Origin of the sequence: Amycolatopsis sp. 505 (assembly GCF_031625235.1) — a bacterium.
GTDB lineage: Bacteria > Actinomycetota > Actinomycetes > Mycobacteriales > Pseudonocardiaceae > Amycolatopsis.
On the sequence record NZ_JACKQP010000003.1, the window covers coordinates 864,975 to 886,989 of the forward strand.

The window sequence follows — 22,015 nt, forward strand, 5'->3', positions numbered from 1 at the left end:
CACTTGCTTGCGGGTGCCGCCCCTTTTTTTGGTGATTGCGATGGCCGATTCCCGCCAGCGGTCCGTCCCCAGTGGACGGCAGGATCGGTGGGGTGAACGAGCACACGGCCATCGAGCCCGGTATTCTGTATTTCGGTACGCCCGTGGTGTTGATTTCCACCACCAACGAGGACGGATCGGTCAATCTGGCGCCGATGTCATCGGCGTTCTGGCTCGGCTGGCGGGCGGTACTCGGCCTCGGCGTCCGCTCCCGGACGGCGCAGAACCTGTTGCGCAGCCGCGAAGGCGTGCTGAACCTGCCTTCGTCGTCGATGGCCGCGGCGGTCGATCGGCTGGCGCTGACGACCGGATCGGACCCGGTGCCCGCGGGCAAGCAGGAGCGGGGATACTTCCACGTGGCGGACAAGTTCGGCCGCGCCGGACTGACGGCGGTGGCCTCGTCGACGGTCGCGCCGCCCCGGGTCGCCGAGTGCCCGGTGGCGATGGAGGTCGTCGTCGAGGAGGTGCACCCGGTGGGTTCGGACGGGGGAGTGGTGTCCTTCGAGGTCCGGGTACAGCGGGTCTTCGTGCACGAGTCGATCCGGATGGCGGGGACCGAGGACCGGATCGACCCGGACGCCTGGCGGCCGCTGATCATGAGCTTCCAGAAGTTCTACGGGCTGGGGGAGCAGGTCCATCCGTCCACTTTGGCCCGGATCCCTGAGCGGCTCTACCGGGGGCCTGATATCGAACGGGCTCGCCGGGTTGCTTCTTGAGCCTTCATCTTGGTGCTTTGGGTTCTGGTTGCCGAGCTTGGGTTTTCGGTGGCTTGCGGTCCTGGATTCGTACCCGTTCGAGTGGTGAACTTGTGTTCGATGGTCGGGTAATCTTGATCTATGTCCGACAGCGGTTCTTCGTCTGCCGAGGCGGTGGCTTTCGCCGACCGTCTCGGTGAGTTGCTCGCGTGTATGCGGTCTGCTGAGGCGGAGCTGGGGGCGCTGGTGGTGGAGATCGAGCAGCGTGGGGTGATGGAGGTGTTCGGCTACCGGTCTGTCGCCCGGTTGCTGGAGCATCTCGGTGACCTTCCGAGGTCGGCGGCGGAACGTCTGGTGAGGCGTGCCCGCTTGGTGAATCCGGGCCGTAACCTGGATGGCACCCCGATCCCGGCGTTGGCGCCGGGCACGGGTGTTGCGGCCCGGTCTGGGTCTCTGAGTGCTCCGATGATCGACACGATTACCGGGGTGCTGGCCGATGTGCCGCCTGAGCATCGTGACCGCGTCGAGGCTGATCTGTTGGCGTTCGCGGCCGAGGCCGGGCACAAGCAGGTGGCGGTTCTCGGTGCCCGGATCCTTGCTCATCTCAACCCTGATGGTGCCGAGCCCGAGGACACTGAGCCGGTCGTCCCGGTTCGGGAGTTGTTCCTGCGGCGTCGAAGATCCGGGGTGTGGGTGTTGAACGGTAAGTTCGACGATGAGACCGGCACCCGCGCCAGCGCTCTGCTCGATGCGCTGGCGGAGCGCCGCACCGGTGACGACGGCCCCGACCACCGTGCGATGCCGCAGCGTTACGGCGATGCGTTCTCCGACGCGGTCGACCTGGCGTTGAATTCCCCGGATTTGCCGATGCAGGCCGGGGAACGGGCTCACGTCATGGTCGCGGTCTCCCTCACCGACCTGCAGTCCGGCACCGGTCAGGCCACGCTCGGCGACACCGGGACCATGACCGCCGCCGAAGCCCGGGTCCACGCCTGCGACGCCATGATCATCTCCGCCGTGCTGGGTGCGAAGAGTGAGCCGCTCAACCTGGGTCGCCTCCGCCGCCTCATCTCCGCCGGACTCCGCCGGGCGTTGTTCCTACGAGACCGAGGTTGCGCCTTCCCCGGCTGCCACCGCCCACCACGCCACTGCCAGGGCCATCACATCCGGCATTGGGCCGACGGTGGCCCGACCAATCTCAACAACCTGGTGTTGATGTGCGCCCACCACCATCGGCTGCTGCACCGCTCAGGCTGGGAAGTTCGCATCGCTCCCGACGGCTTGCCCGAATTCCTCCCACCCACGTTCCTCGACCGGCGCCGAAAACCCCGGCGCAACAACCTTCACGAACCCCTCCCATTCGCAGCCTGAGCCAACGAACAACGGGAAAGGCCCGCAGCCACACGGCTACGGGCCTACACCCACAACCCCCGCCCGCAAACGCCACGCACCTGCACCCCATCGCCGCGCAATCTCGCCCTATTGCCGTGCAGCCTCGCCCATCGCCGCAGAACCTCGCCTCGTCGCCGCGGAACCTCGCTCCGTCGCTGCACAGTTCGCCCATCGCCGCGCAATCCCGTCCGCCGTGGCGCGCGACCTTTCCTCCGCTGCGGTGCAATCTCGGCCCGCCACCGTGCAGCTCCCACCGTCGCGCAAACTTTGCACCCCGCGCAACCTCGCCGCATCGCTGCGCAGCCTCGCCCGCCGCCGTGCAACCTCGGCCGCGCGAGCTCGCCGTCGCCGTGCGACCGCGCCCGCCGTCGCGCGACCTCTCTCCATCGCGCGCGGTCTCGTCGCCGGCGTGCAACTTCGGCCCAGCGTTGCGCGACCTTCCCTGCCGTCGTGCCGCCGTGCCCAAACCGTGCCGAAGCTCGGCCCGGCCTCGCCGCGCTCGGCGTCGGGCCCTCCATCCTCTGTCCCACCCAGCGGTATCCCCGATCGGACCGACCATCCCGCCACTGCGACCTAAAAGCACAGCCCCTGCCAGCGTAAATCGCCGCCCTCGCTGCTCGCCGCCCGAGCTCGCCACCGTCCGGCCGCCCTCCGCGGCCGAGCAACCCGCCAGCAGCCCGGCCCCCGAACGAGCGCCCCACCACTCCATCGGGCGACATCCCCTTGCCCGCCCGGGCCAGCGGAGCGTGGTCTTTCGGGCATCCGGGTGGCGGTCGCGACCCCCGGTGCGGCCGCACTGCTAATGTTCATCAGGGAACTTGCTTGAAGGTTTGACGAAAAGGATCCGGCGAGGGGAAATGGCGGAGCGGTTCGAGTTCGTCCTCGAGGTCTTCGAAGCACTCGTCGTCGGGCGGGCTACCGGGGGCGATGTCCGGCGGTACCCGCTCCGGGCCGGGAACCTGCCGTCCGATCCCGTGCGGTTCGTGCACATTGCCCGGCAGGTCTACGACGAGCTCGAGGAGCGGCGTCTGTCCGTCTCCGGTGAGCTGCACCCCGGCGTGCGGACCGCCTTCGAACTGCTTGCCGAACCGCGGATCTCCGTGGCCGTCAGCGGGATCGATGGGCTGGGGGCCGATGTGGCCGTCCTCGTCGTCAGCGATGGTGCCCAGGCTCTCGGGATCACGCAGTCCGCCGACACCGATGAACTGCTGTTCTCGCTGTTCGCCGACGAAGACCTCGTCGAGGTCGTCACCGGGGTGCTTCCGCCGGCTCCCGCCGCCAGCACCGGGCGGCACACCGTGCACCGGGCCGCCGGGCGGGAGGTCTCCGCCATGGCCGCCAAGCGGATCGCCGACGCCGAGTTCGACGAAGAAGAGACCGATGCCTTCGGCATGATCGAGGTCAAGGCCGTCGTGCGGCCCGGGCGGCGGCCGCCGGCTCCGAAACCGTCCGATGTCGCCGTGCTCGAACGGGTGCTGGCCGAACCTCGGCTGGGTGGGGGGCACATTGCCGTCAGCGCCCAGGGCCGGCGCGGGGAACGCGTCGCCAGCGAGCCGCTGAGCTGGCTCGACACCGCCGATGGCCGGTACCTCGTGCACACCCGGACCGGCGACGGCGGGGAACTCACCGCGGACTACGTGCCCGCCGGGCGGGCCGATCTCGCGCGCGCCATCCGCGACGCCATCGCGGCCGTCTACTGATCGGGGAGGAGCAGTCATGACCACGGAAGAGACCGCCGCGGCGGCCCAGGCCATCCAGGCCACCATGCAGATGCAGAGCGCGGCCACCCCCGAGGCGAAGGCCATGGCCGCCGTGCGGGTCGGGCTCGCCGGGGCGCAGCTCAAGCGGCTGGCGCAGACCGGTGGCTTCGCCATCGACGACACCACCGGCAACCAGCTGATCGAGGCCCTCGAAGGCGTGCTCGAGTCGCTCGAGCAGCGGTGGGCCAACCTGCAGCGGCTGCACGACGCGCCCGCGATGAGCCGCACCGCCACCGGGCAGTGGGTGTCCGCGCACATGGTCAGCACCGCCGCCGACGAGCACGGCCTGGTCACCCAGCTGCAGGCCGCGCGGCAGGAGTTCCCGACCTACATCGAAGCCATCAAGCTGGCCAAGAAGAACTACAAGTCCCGGGAAGAGACCACGCGCACGACGCTGACCTCGCTCCCGACCGCCGACCAGAGCTGAGGGAGACCGTGGCACCCACCGCCGAGTCCGTCTCGGACCCGTCGTCGCCGGACTACGACCCGCGCAGTCCGCTCTACGACGTGACCGCCGATTCGTCGTCGAAGTACTACGTCGGGCCGCTGACCACGGACAAGTCGCCCTCGGGTGACGAGATCCGCGAGATGGCCACGAAGCAGATCGACGACGAGATCCGGGCCGGCTGGCTCGGCCCGGTCGTCGACCCGGTGCTGCGCGACAAGAAGATCCAGGAGCTCTACCAGCAGCACCTCAACGACGCCAAGCACGGCCTCGACGAGGGCCTCACCATGCGGGAGAACGGCGGGGCGCCGCGCACCCTGTGGAACAACGCCAGCCACGAGCAGATGAACGAGGCCATCACGCAGGACGCCAACCCGGCGACCGTCGCGGAAACCTCGGAGGAGTGGGTCCGGGTCGGCAACGACCTCGGCACGCACCAGAAGACGCTGGCCGACGCGATCAACGCCAGCACGAACAACTGGCAGGGCGACGCCGGTGACGCCGTCCGCGAGCACCTCGCCGGTGTCGGCAAGTGGCTCGGCGCGACCGCGCAGGGCGCCACGCTCGCCGGGCGGCAGCAGGAAATCCACTCCCAGGCGCTCAACGAGACCCAGCGGCAGATGGTCGCGAACCCGCCGGTCCAGTTCGACCTGCAGTCGACCAACCAGCGCCTGATGTCGATGACCGACCCGATCCAGTACGCGGCGGCCGCGGGCGAAGCCATGCAGACCTACCGGGCGCAGCAGGCCGCGCGGGACCACGCCGCGCAGATCATGACGCAGTACGACGAGACCATCGGCGCCGCCGTCGCCACCCCGCGGTTCCCGGCCCCGCCGAAGCTGCCGACCGCGACCGCGACCAGGCAGAACGTCGTCGCGCGGGGCGGCGCCGGGGCGGGCGGTGACGTGCAGCCGCTGCTGGCGGGAAGCCGGCGGCTGCCCGATGCCGCGAGCACCCCGGCCGACGTGAACGCCGCCGGCCTCGGCGCCGGTGGTGCCGTGGGCGCGGGCATCCCGGGCGACGGCAGCGGCGCCGGAGGGTCCGGCTTCTCCGGCAGTGGCATCCCGGGTGCGGGCGGCGACGGCAGTGGCAATTCAGGCAGTGGCAATTCAGGCAGTGGCATCCCCGGCGGTGGCAGCGGTGCGGGCGGCTCCGGTGGTGCGGGCTTCACCCCGCCGAACTTCGAGGCCCCGAACGGCCCCGGTGGCGGCAACTTCAGCGGCGCCGGCATCCCCGGCTCGTCGCTGCCGCACTTCGACGACTCGACGACGTCCTCCGGCTTCACGCCCTCCGGCATCCCGGGCGGCGGGGGTACCGGTGGCGGCAGCGGGTTCACACCGCCGTCGATCCCGAACATCCCGGACGTCTCCGGGGGCGGCGGGACCGTCCGCGGCGGCGGCCCGATCCCCGGGTTCACCCCGCCCGGCATCGACCCGCTCACCGGGCTGCCCACCGGCACCGGCGGCCTCAACACCCCCGGCGGGGCGAAGATGCCGACCATCGGCCGCGGCGGCGGCATCAACGGCGAGAGCATCGCCAGCCGGCTCGGCGGCATCCCCGGCGGCGGCGGTGGCGGCGGTGGCTCGCTCGGCGGGATCGGCGGCTCCGGGGCCGGTGGGTCCGGCGCCGGTGGCGCAGGCTTGCGCGGTGCCGGCAACCTCAGCGGCGGTGCCGCGTCCGGCGCGGCCGCGGAAGCCGAAGCGGCGGCGGCGCGCAACGCGATGTCGGGCCGCGGTGCGGCCGGTGCCGCGGGCTCCCCGGGCATGGGCGGCATGGGGGCCGGCCGCGGGGGCAAGAAGGAAGACGACAAGGAACACAAGGCAGCCGACTACCTCGAAAGCGACGACCCGAACTTCTTCGCGGGCGAGCAGGCGGTCGCACCGCCGGTGATCGGCGACTGGAAGAACCAGGATTGGAAGTGACGCCCGTGACGGCTCCCGGTTTCGAGGTCGAACCGGACGACCTGGTCGCGCACGCGAGTCACGTCGAGAGCCTGGTGGACCGGCTCAACACGGCGAGCTCGGCGGCCGACACGGCGATGTCCGACCACGCCTACGGGCTGCTGTGCGCCTTCCTCCCGCCGATCATCCGGCCGACCAACGAGGAGGCGAAGGACGCGCTGACCGCGTCCGCGGAAGGCGTGCGCGGGCTGGCGGACAACGTCACGGCGGCCGCGAAGTCCTACCGGGAAGGCGAAGAAGCCAACGCGCAGCCGTTCGAGCGTCAGCTCGCGGCTTCGCCGCGTGCAGTGGAAGCGAGGTCCAACGCATGACGGGTCCGAACGGGCTGGGGGACCTCATGCGGGACCCCGACGAGACGATCCGCCGGATGGACGACTGGGCGGCCGGGTTCGCCGCGAAGGCGCAGCGGTACCAGGCGGCGCAGGAGCAGACCGAACGGCTGCGGCTGACCGCGACCAGTTCCGACGGCGCGGTCAGCGTGACCGTCGGCGCGGACGGCACCGTCACCGACCTGACGTTCTCGAACAAGGTCAAGTCGTTCCCCCTCGAAGAGCTCTCGCGGCAGATCCTGACGACCATGCGCCGGGCGCAGTCCGGCATCGCCGACCGCGTCGCCGGGGTGATGGCCGAGCAGCTCGGCGACGAAGACCGCGAAACCCGTGGCCTGCTGCTCGACAACCTGCGGGGCCGGTTCCCCGACCCGGACGAACCGGACGAGCAGCCGCCCACCCCGCCCGCGCCGGTGCCCCCGGCCCCCGCGGGTGGCGCGGCGACCCCGCCCGCCCCCGGTGCCCCGCAGCCGCCGCGGCGGCCTGCCACTTCCGACGACGAGGACAACAATCCGTGGTGAATCCGCTGGTCGCGGAGACGAAGGATTCCACCAAGGCGTATTCGGGCATTTCGCTGCTGGAGTCGGCGAACGATCTGAAGTCGGCCATCGAGAGCGGGGACTGGGCGTCGGTCGCGCTGGGTTCGGTCGGGACGGCGCTGGACGCGCTGTCGATGGCGATGGACCCGTTCGGGGCGATCCTGGCCGCCGGGGTCGGCTGGCTGATGGAACACGTCGGGCCGCTCAAGGAAGCGCTCAACGGCCTCACCGGCAACGCCGATGAGATCGCCGCGCAGTCGGAGACGTGGAAGAACATCGCGACCGAGCTGGGCAGCGTCGGCGAGGACCTGACCGGCATGGTCAAGGCCGACACCGTGTCCTGGACCGGTGCCGCGGCCGACACCTACCGGCAGCGGGCGCAGGACACGGTGACGCTGCTGGAGACCGCGCAGAAGGGCTGCGAAGGCGCTTCCAGCGGGGTCAAGACGGCCGGTGAGGTCGTGGCCGCGGTCCGGGCGCTGGTGCGGGATATCATCGCGGAGCTGGTGGGGCACCTGATCAGCTGGGCGCTGCAGGTGCTGTTCACCCTCGGCATCGGCATGACCTGGGTCGTGCCGCAGGTGATCAACGCCGTTGCCAAGACGGCGTCGAAGATCGCCGACCTGGTGAAGCGGCTGGTGACGGCGTTGAAGGCGCTGGTTCCGCTGCTCAAACGCGCCGGGGACCTGTTCTCAGACGCGGCGAAAGCGCTGCGGAAGATCAAGCCGGGCAAGACCGCGCCACCGCCCAAGCACACCGACATCAAGAGCGGGCCGAAGGACATCGGCGGCCCCAAGGGCAAAGGCGACGGCGACGGCACCACGACCTCGGGGGCGAAGGGCGACGGCACCAGCACTTCCGGCGCCAAAGGCGACCCGCCACCGAAGACCGACCCGCCGCCGGGCTCCAAAGGCCCCGACGACAACCCGAAGGGCCCGGATTCCTCTCCGGGCGGTGGCTCGACCACGCCGTCGGGCGGGGGCAAGGGCGACAGCGGCAAGGGCGGCTCGAACAAGCCGGACAACCCGCGCGACCGCGGCGTCGGCCCGGACGACCGGGTCTGCAAGTCCGACCCGGTCGACGTCGCCAACGGCGACGTCATCCTGGAGCAGCGCGACCTCGAACTGCCGGACCCGCTCCCGCTCGTGCTCGACCGGACGCACATCTCGTCCTACCGGGCCGGTCAGTGGTTCGGTCCCACCTGGACGTCCACTGTGGACCAGCGGCTGGAGCTCGACGACGAGCACGTCTGCTACTTCTCCGCCGACGGCCTGGTCCTGGTCTACCCGCACGCCGAACCCGGGGTCGCGGTGCTGCCGCTGGAAGGCCCGCGGCGGCCACTGACCCGCACGGCGACCGGCTACACGCTGCACGACCCCCTGGCCCGGCGCACGCTCACCTTCGCGCCGCTGCCCGGCCGCGGCGCCGCGCTGCAGCCCCTGGACCGCGTCGAAGACGCCACCGGTGCCGTCATCGAGTGCGCCTACACGCCCTCCGGCGAGCCCTCGCGCCTGACGCACTCGGCGGGCTACGAGGTCGCGCTCACCACCGACCGCGGCCGCGTGGTGGCGGTGGACGTCGTCGACGGCGACACCGGCTACCGCGTCCGCGCCGTCCGCTACGACTACGACCCGCGCGGGCGGCTGGTCGCGGTGGTCGACTCGTCGGAGACCCCGGTCCGGTTCGAGTACGACGACGCCGGCCGGATTACCGGCTGGCACGACCGCAACGGCGTCTGGTACCGCTACGTCTACGACGCCGGCGGGCGCTGCGTGGTCACCGTCGGGGACGGCGGGTTCCTCGACGGCCGGTTCGCCTACGACAGCGCGCAGCGGGTCACCCGGTTCACCGACTCGCTCGGCCACACCAGCGAGCACCACTTCAACGAGCTCGGCCAGCTCGTGCGGGACGTCGACCCGCTCGGCGCGGTCACCGGCTACACCTGGGACCGCTACGACCGGATGCGGAGCCGGACCGACCCGCTCGGCCACACGACGCTGTTCGAGCACGACGAGGCCGGCGCACTGCGCGCGGTCGTGCGGCCCGACGGCAGCCGCGTCGCCGTCACCCGGCACCTCGACGGCGCCCTCGACATCGCGGTCGAGGCCGCCGGCCGCGTCTGGCGCCGCCACTACCCGGCGGGCAGTGCGCCGGACCCGTACACGACGCTGCTCGGCATCGCCGACGGCACGGACGAGACGGCGCCCGTCGCCGAAGAGCCCGCCGCGGCCACGGGCGAGCGGGTGCGCGAGCGCGGCGACGGCACCGACCTGTTCGGCCGCCCGAAGGCCGTCGTCGACGCCGCGGGCGGGCGGTCCGCGGTGCGCTGGAGCGTCGAAGGGAAGCTGCTGGCCCGGACGACGCCGTCCGGCGCGCAGGAGGTGTGGCGCTACGACCGGCAGGGCAACGAACTCGGCCACACCGGCCTGCTCGGCCAGGCCGAAGCCCGCGAGTACGGCCCGTTCGACCTGCTGACCGCGGTCACCGACCCGACCGGCGCGCGGACGGCCTACACCTACGACACCGAGCTGCGCCTGGTCGCGGTGACCAACCCGGCCGGGCTGACCTGGCACTACAGCTACGACCCGGCCGGGCGCCTGGCCGCCGAGTCCGACTTCGACGGCCGCGTGACCCGCTACACCCACGACGCCGCGGGCCGGCTGGTGCGCTCGGAATCCGGCGGCCTGGTCGTCGAGTACGGCTACGACGTGCTCGGCAACGTGGTCTCCCGCCGCACGGCCGACGAGCTCACGACGTTCGCCCACGACCCGGTCGGCCGGCTCGCCACCGCGGCGAACGCCGAGTCCCGCGTGGACATCGAGCGCGACGACTCCGGCCGCGTCCTCGCCCACACCGTCGACGGCCGGACCGTTTCCTTCGGCTACGACGACGAAAACCACGTCGTGCACCGCCGTACACCGTCCGGAGTGGACAGTGTGTGGCGCTTCGACCCGGACGGCGTCCCGGTCGCGCTGGAAACCGCCGGCCAGTCGATCCGCTTCGGGCACGACGGCGGGGCGGAAACCCGGCGCGTCTTCGGCGACGTCGTGCTCGAACAGGCCTACGCGGGGGAGCGCCTCACCGGGCAGACCGTCACGGTCGCCGGCCGGCGGGTGCACGCCCGTGGGTACGACTACCGGCCCGACGGCGAGCTCGCCGGGGTCGACGACGACGCGACCGGCCCGGTGCGCTACCAGCTCGACGCCGCCGGCCGGGTCACCGCGGTCACCGGCCCGAACCGCGCCGAGCAGTACCGCTACGACGGCGCGGGCAACATCACCGGCACCGCCCGGGAACGCCGGTTCTACACCGGCACCCGGCTGACGGCCTCGGACACCGCGGCCTACGAGTACGACGCCCACGGCCGGCTCGTGTCCCGCCGGGACGCCTCGGGCGCGGTCTGGCAGTACGCCTGGAGCGCCCTCGGCCGGCTCACCGGCGTCGTCACCCCGGACGGCAGCCATTGGCGCTACCGCTACGACCCGCTCGGCCGGCGCACCGCCAAGCAGCGGATCGTCGCCGGGCCGGGCGGCGCCCCGGTGGTGGCCGAGCAGGTGCTGTTCACCTGGGACGGCACCACCCTCGTCGAGGAGCAGACCGGTCCGCGGGTCACCACCTGGGAGTACCACCCGGACGACGGCAAACCCCTGGCGCAGCTGGCCGCCGGGCGGCTGGCCACCGTCGTCACCGATCAGGTGGGCACACCGATCGAGCTCGTCGACGCGGCCGGGGCGCTGCTGTGGCGCGGCCAGGCGGACCTGTGGGGCACCGACCTGGCGGACCCGGGCGGCACGCCGCTGCGCTTCCCCGGTCAGTACCGCGACGCCGAGACCGGCCTGCACTACAACGTCTACCGCTACTACGACCCGGCGACCGGCCGGTACCTCAGCCCGGACCCGCTGGGCCTCGACCCGGCGCCGAACCCGGTCGCGTACGTGGCGAACCCGCTCGTCGCGGCCGACCCGCTCGGCCTGGCGCCGACGGTGTCGCCGTGCGGGAAGGTCAAGGACGACCGGGTCCCGAAGCGCAAGCGCTCCGAGGACGACTCGACGCAGGCCTCCGGGTCCGGCTCGAACAAGAAGCCCAACACCGGCAAGGACTACAAGCCCGGGGACATCGTCAACGACGACCTCAAGGACCCGGCGATCGACAAGTACAAGAACTTCCCGAAGGACGACCCGGACAACCCGCTCGGCAGGCGCCTGAAGGACGACGAGGGCAAGACGAAGGTCAAGCGGTCCGAGGACGTCGGCGAGGCCGGGGCGCACGACTACCTGAAGAAGACCACCGGCAAGGACGACCTCGAGATGATCACGCCGACGAAGGCCAACCCGCTGCCGGCGGGCAAGTACGGCACCAAGCCGGGCGAGCCGTGGCCGAACGCGGTCGCCTTCAACGGCAACAACGTCGCCGACGTCGCCTACTGGGACGGCAAGACCCTGCACGTCGTCGAGGCGAAGGGCAACGGGTCGACGCTGACCGGCGGCCCGATGCACGGCCGCGTGCAGAAGTTCGACCCGAACACCGGTGACCCGGTGCCGCCCGCGCAGCGGCCCAACGACCACCGGATGGACCAGGGCAGCACGGAGTACCTCAAGGACGTCGCCGCGAACATGAAGAACAGCAAGCCGGAGAACGCGACCTACGACGGCCGTGGCGAGGTCGGGACGTCGATCTGGAACGCCATTCACAACGGCCACCCGCCGGTGAAGTACGTTCCGGTCAACACGACGGTCGGGCCGGACGGCAAGGCGGTCGTCAAGGTGACGCCGGGCTACGGGGAGTAGGGGCATGAGCTACGCGCTGGTCTTCCGCGCGATGTCGTTCGACGAGTTCCGGGCGCGCGTGGCCGCCGACCCGGTGGTGGCGGCGTTCCGCGACGCGGGCGGCGGCGAGCCGACGCCGGAGGTGGCGGACGTCGTCGCCCGCACGGCCATGGAACTGGGCGAGGAGGTGGGCCGCACCGGGCACTCCTCTTCGGGCGGCGACCGGTTCCGCGAGGAGCTGTTCGACGGCGTCCTCGCCGGGCTGCTGGGCGCCGACGTGGCCGACCACCTGATCTCGCGGAACTTCGAAGGGATCGTCTGGTACGACTACCCGATGGTCGGGTTCGTGCTGGCCGGGGAGCTCGAGGAAGCCTTCGCGAAGGCGGGCGACGACCGGCCCGGTGACCTGGACGAGGACGACGCCGAGGTGATCGACGACGTGCTCGCGGCCCTGCGCAAGGCGGCCGGTGCCGGCCAGGACGTGGTCACCGTCTACGCCTGAGCGGTCCTTTCGGGGTCTCGACAGCGGGCGCCCGTGCGGGCGACACTGGGCCGATGACCGGCCTGATCACCGGAAGCCGTGTCCGGCTGCGGCCAGCTGCCGCCCCGGACGCCGCCCGGTTCGAGGAGATCCTGTCGCACCCCGAAGTCGCCCGCTGGTGGGCCGACGCCGAGGAGCCGGTGGCCGCCCAGGTGTCCTATCTACTGGACCCCGACGAAGGCACCACGACCTACGCCATCGAGTACGACGACGTGGGGAACACCGCCGTGATCGGCATCGAACTCGCCTTCGAGGAAGCCGATCCGCAGTACCGCCACGCCGGGATCGACATCGCCGTGCACCCGGACTTCCAGGGCCGCGGCCTCGGCTCGGACGCCATCCGCACGCTGGCCGAGCACCTGTTCACGGTGCGCGGGCACCACCGGCTGGTGATCGACCCCGCGGCCGGCAACGAGGCGGCGATCCGGCTCTACGCGTCGCTCGGCTTCCGGCCGGTCGGCACGATGCGGTCCTACGAGCGCGGTCCCGACGGCAGCTGGCACGACGGGCTGCTGATGGACCTGCTCGTGGACGACCTGGTCGCTGCCGCCGACCCAGCACTAGCCGGCTCGTGACCGGCCGCGCGGTCGCGGCCCGGCCCTTGCGGCGGGTCGCCGTGGCGAGCGCGGTGGGGACCACCATCGAGTGGTACGACTACTTCATCTACAGCACGGCAACGGCGCTGGTGTTCGGCAAGCTGTTCTTCACGACGCTGTCGCCCGCTTCCGGGACGCTCGCGGCGTTCGCGACGCTCGGCGTCGGCTTCCTGGCCCGCCCGGTCGGCGGCATCCTCTGGGGCCACTTCGGCGACCGCGTCGGCCGCAAGGCGATGCTGGTGCTGTCGCTGCTGCTGATGGGCTTCGCCACGGTCGGCGTCGGATTGCTGCCGACGTACTCCGCAATCGGTGTCTGGGCGCCGATCCTGCTGCTGATCCTGCGGTTGCTGCAGGGGTTGAGCGCGGGTGGCGAATGGGGCGGGGCCGCGCTGATGGCGGTCGAGCACGCGCCCGAGGACCGCCGCGGGCGGTACGGTGCGTTCTCGCAGATCGGCGTCCCGGCCGGCTTGATCCTGGCGCAGCTGATGTTCTTCGTCCTCGGCCGCGCGCTGACCGACGCCCAGTTCGCGTCGTGGGGGTGGCGGGTGCCGTTCCTGGCGAGCATCGTGCTCGTCGGCGTCGGCCTGGTGATCCGGCTGCGGATCGAGGAAAGCCCGGTGTTCAAGCGGCTGCGGGAGGCGGAGGAACGCAGCAGCCGGCCGATGGTCGAGGTGCTGCGCGAGCGGCCGCGGGCAGTGCTGGTCGCCTCCGGCAGCTTCATCGCCAACACCGCGATCGGGTACATCTTCCTGGCCTACCTGCTGTCCTACGGCACGTCGGTGCTCAAGATCAACCGCACCACGCTGCTGGTCGTCGTCATCGTCGGCAGTGTGACGTGGCTGGTGAGCATCCTCGCCTCGGCCGCGTGGTCGGACAGCGTCGGCCGGAAACCGGTGTACCTGGCCGGTTCGGTGCTCCTGGTGGTCTGGCCGATCCCGTTCTTCCTGCTGGTGGACACCAAGGCGACGGTGTGGCTGATCGTCGCGGTGGTCGTGCTCAACATCGGCCTGGGCGCCACTTACGGGCCACAGTCGGCGTTGTTCGCGGAGCTGTTCGAGCCGCGCTACCGCTACAGCGGGGCTTCGTTCTCCTACGCCGTGGGTGCGGTGCTGGGCGGGGGTTTCGCGCCGTTGATCGCGACGGCGTTGCAGACCGCCACGGGCACTTCGCTTTCGGTTTCGCTCTACCTGGTGGCCGTGGCGGTGCTCAGTCTGGTCGCGGTGCTGTTCATCCCGCGGGATCAGAGCCGGTCGAGCCGGACGGCGGCGGCCATCCGCTCGTAACCCGCGTCGCCGGGGTGGAGGTGGTCGCCGGAGTCGTAGGCCGGGAGCATCCGGAGCGGGTCGGCCGGGTCGCGGACCGCGGCGTCGAAGTCGACGACACCGTCGAAGACCCCGCCGGTGCGGATGAAACCGTTCACCGCCTGGCGGGTCGCTTCGAGGGTGTCGTCGTACACGCGCCAGCCCTTGAACGGCGTGAGCGTGCCGCCCAGGACCCGGATGCCGCGCGCGTGCGCCTGCGCCACCAGCTGCCGGTACGCCGAGGTGATCGCGGCCGGGTCGGTCTGGTGCGGGTCCTGCTGGATGTCGTTGATGCCCTCCAGCACGATGAGCGTCCGCACGCCGCCGACGCTGAGGACGTCGCGGTCGAAGCGGGAGAGCGCGTTCTGGCCGGCGCCGGAACCGGGGACGTCGAGCAGCAGCCGGTTGGCGCTGATGCCGGCGTTGAGCACGCCGAAGCGGCCGTGCAGGCGGTCGGCGAGGTAGTCCGGCCACCGGTGGTTGGCGCCGGAGACCGAGCCGACGCCGTCGGTGATCGAATCGCCGAGCGTCACGATCGAAGCTTCGGCGCCGCCCTGGACGTCGACCCCGGTGACGTAGTGCCACACCGACGTCTGCTCGGTGTAGGGGGTGCCGGACTCGCTGGCGGCGAAGTCGCCGTTGCGGGTGAAGTACGACGTCTGCGCCGCGGCCGGGTGGTAGGTCACCGGCCCGGATTTCGCGGGGACGTACGTGGTCACGAGCAGGTTCGTGTCGGCGGGGATCCGGAGGCTCACCGGATCGCTCAAGGCTTCGGCGCCGGCCGGGACGACGACGCTCGGGGCGCCGCCGAAGGTGAGCGACCGCAGGGTGCCCGGCACGGCGTCCGGCCCGGTGCCCTGGACCGCGATGGTGACGTGCCCGAAGGTCAGGGGAGCGGCGCCGAAGGCGTTCGACAGGTGGACGCGGGCGCGGCCACCACCCGCGCTGGTGTGCACGACGTTGCGGATCGAGTAGCCCGGGTAGCCGTCCGGCGTGTTCGCGACGGCGGCCGCGGGCGCCGCGGCCCAGGTGCCGACCCAGCCGCCGACCGCGTGCTGGGCGACGTTCGGGACGGCACTTCTCGAATGCGCACTGCCCGGGTTCGCGCTCCCGGGGGTCGTGAGGAGTCCGATGCCCGCCAGGACGGCCGCGCTCACGGCCACGAAACGTCGCATGTCCCCACCGTCGCGCGTGGGTTCGCGGGACGGTGACCGCTGATCAGGTGAGGTACCGGACAAGATCCGCGACAGCGCCCGTCGGGAAAAGGGGCGGGCCCGTCCGGGATTCTGGGGATGCCGGACGGGCCCGCGCGAGGTGGCCGTTGCCGCGACGGCCGCTCGCCGGGGTGCCCGGTCCCGATCGGGCGGAGGCTGGCCCGGATCGTTGCGTCGTGGCGACCCCGGAGGGCGTGTGCGAGACGCCCTCACCCAAAGCACGGCCGCCGGCCCGCGCCGGTTCAGCCCTCTCGGGGGTTTCTCGGCCGAGGACGTCCGAACGCCGTGAAGGCCACCTCGACGAGCGCGAGGTGGCCTTCACGGTCTTGGGTGAGCGGGAGGCTCAAGCCGCGGCGGCGGGCAACCCGGTCAGGGCGCGGTGGCCCGCTTCGGTCAGTTCGGCGGGCGCCCACTGGCCGGGGGCGACGAGCCGGGTGGCTCTGACCAGGCCGGCGCGGGCGAGGTCGTGGGCGGTGTTCTGGTCGCAGCACGACAGGCCGTCCACGCGGAGGTCGGGTTCGCAGCTGCAGCGGAGCTCGGCGCGCCCGTCGGCGATCGCCTTGAGCATGGCGATCGCGCGGCGGCTCAGCGCGTTCGAATCGGTGGACATCGGTCTGGCCTTTCGGTGCGGCTGGGTCCTGGCGGCGAGTGCTGCAGCTCGTTACCTAGGGATACGCGGCGAACACGAACCCGGTTCACCACGATCGCGCCGAATGGCCCCTTGACAGAGCGGAGGCCAACGAGCAGGGTCATTCATCGGATGAATCAGTTCCGCTAGCGACAGGTGTGCCCATTGTGGGTGGAATTTGTCGCAAATCCGCCGTAGTCATCCGATCTCTGGAGGTTCAGTGCCGACCTTCCCCCGCCGCCAAGCCCTCGGCATCGCCCTGGGAGGTGCCGTCGCGCTCGGCGTGGCCGGCCACACCCCGGCCGGCGCCGGCGTCCCGGTCGACGCCGCTCCCGACCGCCCGGAAACCCCGATCGTCCCGCCCCCGCCGCCCGTCCCGGTCGCCCTCGACGCCTGGTTCGGCAACGACGGCATCGACAGCGCGTCGGCCACCGGCGGCGACTTCGACGGCTCCGGCTACACCTTCCCGGCCGAGCACGTGCCCGCCGGGCAGACCGTCACCGCCGGCGGCGTCCCCTTCGAGCTCGGGTCCGCGGCCGCCGGAGCCAAGAACAACATCGCCGCCACCGGCCAGCGGATCGACCTGCCGAAGGGCCGGTACTTCGTCGCGTACTTCCTGGTCGCGGCCAGCTACGGCGCCACCGGCGGCCCGGCGACCGTGCACTACGCCGACGGCAGCACGAGCACCGGATCCCTCTCCGGCCCCGACTGGTACACCGGCAGCGGCGCGCTCGTCTCGCCGTTCCGCTACGCACCCGGCGGCGTCGTCGACAACAACCCGGTTTCCCTGGCCACCGGCCAGGTCTGGATCGACCCCGCCCGCGAAGCCGTCGCGCTGACCCTGCCCACGACGGCGAACCCGGCGCCGAACGTCTCCAGCCTGCACGTCTTCGCCCTCACCCTCCAGCCGGTCGCCGTGGGCCGCTCGGCGCTGGTCCTGGACGGCCGGTCGACGGCGAACCTGCTGACCGACGGCGGCCCGCAGGCCGCCGAAGCGACCATCGTCAACGCCGGGACCGTGTGGCTCGGCGCGGGCGACCGGGTGAGCGTCACCGTCGACGTCCCCGGCGGCCGGACGACCGTGCCCGCGGCCATCCGCGCGCTGGCGCCGGGGGAGCAGGCGACGGTCCGGCTCGGCCTGGCCCCGAACGCGTCCGTGCCGCCCGGGACCACGACGAACGGCCAGATCCGCGTCACCGCCGGCCGCGGCACGCTCGCCACCCAGCAGGTGCCGATCACCCTCGGCGTCCCGGACTTCCGGCCGACCGACGCCTCCCTGTCGGCACACCGCGCGCCCTACTGGTTCAACGACAGCAAGTTCGGCATCTTCATCCACTGGGGCGTGTACGCCGTGCCCGCGTGGGCGCCGGTGGGGCAGCAGTACGCGGAGTGGTACTGGCAGAACCAGCAGGACCCGAACGGGGCGACCTACGCCTACCACAAGCAGAAGTACGGCGAGAACTTCGCCTACGACGACTTCATCCCGCTGTTCACCGCGGCGAAGTTCGACCCGCGCACGTGGCTGAAGCTGATCGCGGACGCGGGCGCCGAATACTACGTCCTGACGTCGAAGCACCACGACGGCTTCGCGTTGTGGGACACCAAGGTCAGCGACCGCAACTCCGTCAAGCTCGGGCCCAAGCGGAACATCATCGACGAGCTGTTCACCGCGTCGCGGAAGTACACCCCGCAGCTGCGCAACGGCCTGTACTTCTCGCTGCCGGAGTGGTTCAACCCGGACAACCCGTGGATGGGCCACGCGCCGCGCAACCCCTACACCGGCGCACCGCTGCCCTACACCGGCTACACCGCGGGGAAGGACTTCGTCCGCGACTACCAGGCGCCGCAGGTCCTGGAACTGATCTCGGAGTTCGACCCCGACGTCCTGTGGTTCGACATCGGCGGCGTCAACGACAGCCGGACCGTGCTCACCGAGTACTTCAACCGCGCGAAGAACCGCAAGCGCCCCAAGGACGTCACCTACAACGACCGCGGCGGCATCCCCGACCACGACTTCACGACCCCGGAGTACACGACGTACCCGAACACGGTCGTCGCCAAGTGGGAGGCGAGCCGCGGCCTCGACCCGTTCTCCTACGGCTACAACCGCGCCACCCCCGACGACCGCTACATGACCGCGGAGGAGGTCGTCCGGACGCTCGTCGACATCGTCTCCAAGAACGGCAACTTCCTGCTCGACATCGGCCCGGACTTCGACGGCACGATCCCGGACGTCATGCAGAAGCACCTGCGCGATGCGGGCGCGTGGCTGAAGGTCAACGGCGAGGCGATCTACGGCACGACGTACTGGTCCCGGATGGCCCAGCTCGGCGACCTGCGGTTCACGGTCAAGCAGAACGAGGCCTTCTACGTGCACTCGCTGACCGCGCCGGGCAGCCGCGTGGTGGTGGCCGCGCCGGTGCCGATCCGCGCCGGTGACCGGGTGACGCTGCTCGGGTACCGCGGGAACCTGCACTGGACGGTGGAGAACGGCTCGCTGGTGATCGACGTCCCGGCCGCGGCCCGGCAGGCGGGCCGCTACACCTGGGTGTTCAAGATCGCTTGGAGCTGACCGGCCGTTCGGCCAGGGAGCGCAGTTCCCGCGGCACCGGCCCGGGGTGGACGACACCGAGCGACCGGGTGGCCCGCGTCATGGCCACGTAGAGGTCGCCTGCGCCGTGCGGGCCGGCCGCGAGGACGGCGGCGGGGTCGGCGATCACCACCGCGTCGAACTCCAGGCCCTTGGCCTCGGCCGGGGTCAGCACCACCACGTCGTCGGCCGGGTCCGGTGGCCGCCGCAGCGAGAGGGCGGCCGCCAGGTCCCCGGCCGCCGGCGCGATGACGGCCAGCTTCCCCTCGGTGTGCTCGCCGACGAGCTCGGCGAGCACACCGGGCACGTCGTCGGCCTCCTGCCGCCACGGCGGCTCGCCACTCGCCCGCACCGAGGTCGGCGGCCGCAACGCCGGGTGGTGGACGGCCAGCACCTCCGCAGCGGCTTCCATGATCTCCCGCGGGGTGCGGTAGCCGATGGTCAGCTGCGCGAGCCGGTGCGGCTTCGGCACCCGGTCCCACGACGTGGCCCCCGCCGCGCTCCCGGTCTGGGCCAGGTCCCCGACGACGGTCATCGACCGGGACGGGCAGCGGCGCACCAGCATCCGCCAGTCCATTTCGGACAGTTCCTGGGCCTCGTCGACCACGACGTGGCCGAACACCGGCACACTCGTGCCGAGCAGCGCGGCGGCTTCGTCCAGCAACGGGACGTCCGCGGCGCTCCACGGCCCCTCGACCACGTCGGCCGGGGTCAGCGGCGGCCACAGCCCGTCGAGCACGTCCCGGACCCCGGCGTCGGCGAGCAGAGCCGTCCGCAACGCCTCCCGGTCGACCTCGTCGAGCAGCGTGCGCGGGCCGTCGTCCTCCGGGCCGAGCACCACGCCCGCGGCGGCGAGGGCCCGCAGTCCGGCCTCGCCGAGGCGGCCGTCGGCACTGCCGCCGTCGAGCGCCTCGCCGGTCTCGGTGAACACCACCGCCTCCATCCGGGCGGCCAGTTCCCCGGTCAGCGTGGTGACCACCTCCCGGTGGAACACGTGGCGGGCCTGGTTGTGCGGCAGCCCGGTCTCCCGGGCCGTCCGCACGGCCCGGCGGAGCGCCGCCGGGTCCAGCCGCAGCACCTGCTGCTCGAACTCGACGGCCACGGCGTCCTCGGGGACGGCCACCGCGGCACGGACCCGTTCGGCGAGGCGGGCCGCCATGGCCGCCCGGCCCTTGCGCGCGGCCTCCCGGGCGGTGTCCACCCGGGTGACCACGACGCCGGGCACGAGGTCGGGCACGGTCGCCGTCACCACCCGGTGCTCGCCGAGGCCGGGCAGCACCTGGCCGATGTAGTCGAGGAACACCCGGCTGGGGCCCAGGACGAGCACGCCGCGGGTGCGCAGGTGTTCGTGGGTGTAGAGCAGGTAGGCGACCCGGTGCAGGGCGACGGCCGTCTTGCCGGTGCCCGGGCCGCCCTGCACGACCAGGACGCCCTGGGCGTCGTCGCGGACGATCCGGTCCTGCTCGGCCTGCAGCGTCGTGACGATGTCCCGCATCCGCCCGGTGCGCCCGGCCGTCACCGCGGCGAGCAGCGCGGCCTCGCCGACCAGCCCGTCGCCCGGAGCGTCCGGGTCGAGCAGTTCGTCGTCGAGGGCGACGACGGTCCGGCCGCGGGTGGTGATCCGCCGGCGGCGGACGACTTCGCCCGGCGCGGCGGCGGTCGCGGTGTAGAACGGCCGGGCGGCGGGCGCGCGCCAGTCCACCAGCAGGGGTTCGTCGCCGTCGAACAGCCCGATCCGTCCGATGTGGACGCGCCGGCCGCCGGTCAGGTCCAGCCGGCCGAAGCACAGCCCGTCCTCGACCGCGGCCAGCCGGGCCACCTCGGCCCGCCACACGTCCGGCGCGTGGCCGCGGGCGAGCGCGGCGGCCGCCTCTTCCCGGAGGACGTCGAGGCGGGCGTAGAGGACGTTCAGGTGCTCCTGCTCGGCGGCGAGTTCGTGCATGCCGGAGAGCGTGCCCGCGATTTCGCGGAAAGTGCAGTCTTGTTCTTCTTGACAGCGTCAGCCGTGCCTCAGAAATCGGCGTTCTTGCCGACGTAGAGCTCCGCGAACGCCGCCGCGGCCGCGGGCGAACCGAGCAGGCGGCGCATCCGGGCCTGGGCGATGCGCGCCGCGAACGGGTTCTCGCCGGCGGCCGCGGTGTGGTGGAAGATGTCGGACAGCCACAGCGAGAACTCCTGGTACTGCCACACGAGCGGCAGGCACGCGGCCGAGTAGCCGGCCAGCGGCGCGGGGTCGCCCGCGTAGTGCGCCCGGAACGCGTCGGTCAGCAGGAACGCGTCGTGCAGGGCGAGGTTCATGCCCTTCGCCGCGATCGGGGCGACCAGGTGCGCCGACTCGCCCGCGAGGTGCAGCCGGCCGTGCGACATCGGCTCGACGACGTAGTTGTGCATGTCGAGGATCCGCTTCTCGAACAGCCGGCCCTCGATGATCTCGCCGCCGGGCACGGTGAGCCGCGCGTGCAGTTCCCGCCACACTCGCTCGTCCGACCAGTCCGCCTCGGTCTCGCCCGGCGCGGTCTGCAGGTAGAACCGCGTCACCGTGGGCGTGCGGGCCATGTGCGCGGCGAACCCGCGCGGGTGGATGCCGAACAGCACGCCGTCGGCGGACGGCGGGGCTTCCGCGAGCAGGGCCAGCCAGCCGATTCCGTAGTCGTGGTGGGCTTTCACGGTCGATTCCGCGGGCAGGTAGCCCTGGCAGATGCCGCGAGCGCCGTCGCAGCCGGCGACGAAGTCGCAGTCGATGCGGTGCTCGGCGCCGTCCGCCCGGAAGGTGACGGCGGGGGAGTCCGACGTCAGGTCGTGCAGTTCGACGTCCGAGACCTCGAAAACCGCGTCACCGCCCGCGTCGGTGTACTGCGCGACCAGATCGGTCACCAGAAGCTGTTGCGGGTACACGAAATGCCGCTGCCCGGTGACGTCGCCGTAGCGGAAGACGTGCCGCTGCCCGGCGAACCGGAACTCGAACTTCTCGTGCCGCGGCGCCTGCGCCACGAGCCGCTCGCCGAGACCGCGCTCTTCGAGCCCGCGGACCGCCCACTCCTCGATGAACCCGGCCCGCGGCCGCTGTTCGATGAACGCCCGGCTCTGCGCCTCCAGCAGCACGCAGCCGATCCCCGTGCGCCGCAGGAGGTTCGCCACCGTGAGTCCGGCCGGGCCCGCCCCCACCACGGCCACCGCCGTGCGCCTCGCCACCATGCGCCCGAGGGTAGCGCGAACCCC

Annotated in this window: 16 protein-coding genes; 12 read left to right on the plus strand and 4 right to left on the minus strand. The window is 72.1% G+C overall.

The window, feature by feature from the left end:
• The first annotated feature begins 143 nt into the window (after positions 1–143).
• The 11 genes from H5965_RS15625 to H5965_RS15675 all read left to right on the plus strand — a co-directional run bounded on the left by H5965_RS15625 (position 144) and on the right by H5965_RS15675 (position 14,346).
• On the plus strand, positions 144–755 hold the full coding sequence (locus H5965_RS15625) for a flavin reductase (protein WP_310970610.1): 612 nt from the start codon (positions 144–146) through the stop codon (positions 753–755).
• 120 nt (positions 756–875) lie between these two features.
• Positions 876–2,105, plus strand: a complete 1,230-nt coding sequence (locus H5965_RS15630) for a DUF222 domain-containing protein (RefSeq protein ID WP_310970507.1) — start codon at positions 876–878, stop codon at positions 2,103–2,105.
• 878 nt (positions 2,106–2,983) lie between these two features.
• A complete protein-coding gene (locus H5965_RS15635; RefSeq protein WP_310970508.1) occupies positions 2,984–3,826 on the plus strand; it encodes an ESX secretion-associated protein EspG in 843 nt (280 codons plus the stop codon).
• Between the two features lie 16 nt (positions 3,827–3,842).
• Positions 3,843–4,313: a hypothetical protein gene (locus H5965_RS15640; protein ID WP_310970509.1), complete on the plus strand. Its 471-nt coding sequence runs from the start codon at positions 3,843–3,845 to the stop codon at positions 4,311–4,313.
• 8 nt (positions 4,314–4,321) lie between these two features.
• Positions 4,322–6,253, plus strand: coding sequence for a hypothetical protein (locus H5965_RS15645; RefSeq protein WP_310970510.1), 1,932 nt, complete (start codon positions 4,322–4,324; stop codon positions 6,251–6,253).
• A 5-nt stretch (positions 6,254–6,258) separates the two neighbouring features.
• On the plus strand, positions 6,259–6,603 hold the full coding sequence (locus H5965_RS15650) for a type VII secretion target (protein WP_310970611.1): 345 nt from the start codon (positions 6,259–6,261) through the stop codon (positions 6,601–6,603).
• Positions 6,600–7,142: a YbaB/EbfC family nucleoid-associated protein gene (locus H5965_RS15655; RefSeq protein ID WP_310970511.1), complete on the plus strand. Its 543-nt coding sequence runs from the start codon at positions 6,600–6,602 to the stop codon at positions 7,140–7,142. Before H5965_RS15650 ends, H5965_RS15655 begins: the two co-directional genes overlap by 4 nt.
• Positions 7,136–11,947, plus strand: coding sequence for a DUF6531 domain-containing protein (locus H5965_RS15660; RefSeq protein WP_310970512.1), 4,812 nt, complete (start codon positions 7,136–7,138; stop codon positions 11,945–11,947). Before H5965_RS15655 ends, H5965_RS15660 begins: the two co-directional genes overlap by 7 nt.
• Positions 11,948–11,951: 4 nt before the next feature.
• Positions 11,952–12,428 (plus strand): hypothetical protein, encoded by a 477-nt coding sequence (locus tag H5965_RS15665; RefSeq protein WP_310970514.1) that lies wholly within the window; start codon positions 11,952–11,954, stop codon positions 12,426–12,428.
• 53 nt (positions 12,429–12,481) lie between these two features.
• On the plus strand, positions 12,482–13,042 hold the full coding sequence (locus tag H5965_RS15670; protein WP_310970516.1) for a GNAT family protein: 561 nt from the start codon (positions 12,482–12,484) through the stop codon (positions 13,040–13,042).
• Complete coding sequence (locus H5965_RS15675; protein WP_310970517.1) at positions 13,039–14,346, plus strand: MFS transporter; 1,308 nt, start codon at positions 13,039–13,041, stop codon at positions 14,344–14,346. The genes H5965_RS15670 and H5965_RS15675 overlap by 4 nt, the downstream gene beginning before the upstream one ends.
• Here H5965_RS15675 and H5965_RS15680 read toward each other — a convergent pair.
• Positions 14,304–15,539 (minus strand): SGNH/GDSL hydrolase family protein, encoded by a 1,236-nt coding sequence (locus tag H5965_RS15680; protein ID WP_310970518.1) that lies wholly within the window; start codon positions 15,537–15,539, stop codon positions 14,304–14,306. The genes H5965_RS15675 and H5965_RS15680 overlap by 43 nt on opposite strands.
• Before the next feature lie 382 nt (positions 15,540–15,921).
• Entirely contained in the window at positions 15,922–16,188 is a 267-nt protein-coding gene (locus H5965_RS15685; protein WP_310970519.1) for a hypothetical protein, read from the minus strand.
• A gap of 238 nt (positions 16,189–16,426) precedes the next feature.
• On the opposite strand from H5965_RS15685, the gene H5965_RS15690 reads away from it, so the two are divergent.
• The gene (locus H5965_RS15690; RefSeq protein WP_310970520.1) at positions 16,427–18,778 is read left to right on the plus strand and encodes an alpha-L-fucosidase; all 2,352 of its coding nucleotides are present in this window, start codon (positions 16,427–16,429) and stop codon (positions 18,776–18,778) included.
• Here the strand turns inward: H5965_RS15690 and H5965_RS15695 are convergent.
• Positions 18,759–20,738 carry a UvrD-helicase domain-containing protein gene (locus tag H5965_RS15695; RefSeq protein ID WP_310970522.1) on the minus strand — a complete coding sequence of 660 codons (1,980 nt, stop codon included), beginning with the start codon at positions 20,736–20,738 and terminating at the stop codon, positions 18,759–18,761. The two genes, H5965_RS15690 and H5965_RS15695, sit on opposite strands and share 20 nt — an antisense overlap.
• A gap of 68 nt (positions 20,739–20,806) precedes the next feature.
• Entirely contained in the window at positions 20,807–21,991 is a 1,185-nt protein-coding gene (locus H5965_RS15700) for a 4-hydroxybenzoate 3-monooxygenase (RefSeq protein ID WP_310970523.1), read from the minus strand.
• Positions 21,992–22,015: the final 24 nt, after the last annotated feature.